Source organism: uncultured Amaricoccus sp., from assembly GCF_937858865.1.
Lineage (GTDB): Bacteria > Pseudomonadota > Alphaproteobacteria > Rhodobacterales > Rhodobacteraceae > Amaricoccus.
In genome coordinates, this window is record NZ_CALLYO010000383.1 from 1 (window position 1) to 1,597 (window position 1,597).

Annotated in this window: 2 protein-coding genes; one reads left to right on the plus strand and one right to left on the minus strand. The window is 72.8% G+C overall.

Annotated features, from left to right (window positions below; genetic code table 11):
* Nucleotides 1–4 precede the first annotated feature (4 nt).
* A complete protein-coding gene (locus Q0112_RS11075; RefSeq protein WP_297975203.1) occupies nt 5–382 on the minus strand; it encodes a histidine triad nucleotide-binding protein in 378 nt (125 codons plus the stop codon).
* Between the two features lie 176 nt (nt 383–558).
* Between Q0112_RS11075 and Q0112_RS11080 the strand changes: the two genes are divergently transcribed.
* A partial coding sequence (locus tag Q0112_RS11080; protein ID WP_297975205.1) for an AAA family ATPase occupies nt 559–1,597 on the plus strand: 1,039 nt, incomplete at its 3' end.

The following is a 1,597-nucleotide window of genomic DNA, read 5'->3' on the forward strand; positions in this document are numbered from 1 at the left end:
GCGCTCAGCCCGGCAGCATCCGCCCGAGCCCCCGGCCGCCGAGCAGGTGCGCATGCATGTGCGGCACCTCCTGCACGCCGTCGACGCCCGAATTGGTGATGAGCCGGTAGCCGCCGCCGCCGTCGCCCGGCGCGACGTCGAGCTCGCGGCAGAGCCGCGCCACCACGCGGGTGAAGTCGGTGATCTCCGCCTCGCTCGCCTCGGCGCCGAAATGGTCGAAGTTGACGTAAGCCCCCTTCGGGATCACCAGCACGTGCACCGGGGCCTGCGGACGGATGTCGCGGAAGGCGAGGGTGTGCTCGGTCTCCATCACCGTGGCGTTCGGAATCTCGCCGCGCAGGATGCGGGCGAAGACGTTCTGGTAGTCATACTCGTAAGCCATGCAGGATCCCCCGGGCTGGCGCGGCGGCCAAGGCAACGGCCAAAGCCGCGAATCGTCAACCCCCCGAGATGTTGCGGCCATACGGGGCTTCCCCCTCCATATGCTGAGGAACGTGATTGACAGAAAGCGCCGCATCCCGGACTCTGTCGTCCTGACAACAGGGACCCGCGACCCGCGTGCATTTCACCCGCCTGCGCCTCGTCGGCTTCAAGAGCTTCGTCGACCCCACCGAGCTCGTCATCGCGCCGGGGCTGACCGGCGTCGTGGGGCCGAACGGCTGCGGCAAATCGAACCTGCTCGAAGCGCTGCGCTGGGTCATGGGGGAGAATCGCCCGAGCGTCATGCGCGGCGACGGCATGGAGGACGTGATCTTCAACGGCTCGCGCGCCCGCCCCGCGCGCAACCATGCCGAGGTCACGCTCGCCCTCGACAATTCCGACCGCAGGGCGCCCGCCGGCTTCAACGACGACGACCATCTCGAGATCGTCCGCCGCATCACGCGCGAGGCGGGCTCGGCCTATCGCGCCAACGGCCGCGAGGCGCGCGCCCGCGACGTCGCCATGCTCTTCGCCGACGCCTCGACCGGCTCGCAGTCGCCCTCGCTGGTCCGCCAGGGGCAGATCTCCGAGCTCATCAACGCCCGCCCGCGCGCCCGCCGCCGCATCCTCGAGGAGGCCGCCGGCATCTCCGGCCTCTACCAGCGCCGCCACGAGGCCGAGCTGAAGCTCCGTGCCACCGAGGCCAACCTCGCCCGCGTGGCCGACGTGCTGGAGGCGCTCGACACCCAGCTCGCGAGCCTCGCCCGGCAGGCCCGCCAGGCCCAGCGCTATCGCGAGATCGCCGAGGCGCTGCGTCGGGCCGAGGCGCTGCTGCTCTGGCGCCACTGGCACGACGCCGATGCGAGCCGCGCCGGGACCGCGGCCGCGCTCCTCGCCGCCACTCGCGCCGCCGGCGCCGCCGAGGCCGAGGCCGCTGTTGCCTCCCGCCGCCGCGCGGCCACGGAAGAGGCGCTGCCCGCGCTGCGGGAGGAGGACGCGATCGCCGGCGCGGTGCTGCAGCGCCTCGTCATCGAGCGCGACCGGCTCGACGGCGAGGCCGAGGCTGCCGACCGCGAGGTCAAGGCGCTCGAGGCGCAGATCGGCGAGCTCGAGGCCGACCGAGAGCGCGAGGGCAGCCTTGACGGCGACGCCATCGCCATGACCGCCCGCCTGGGCG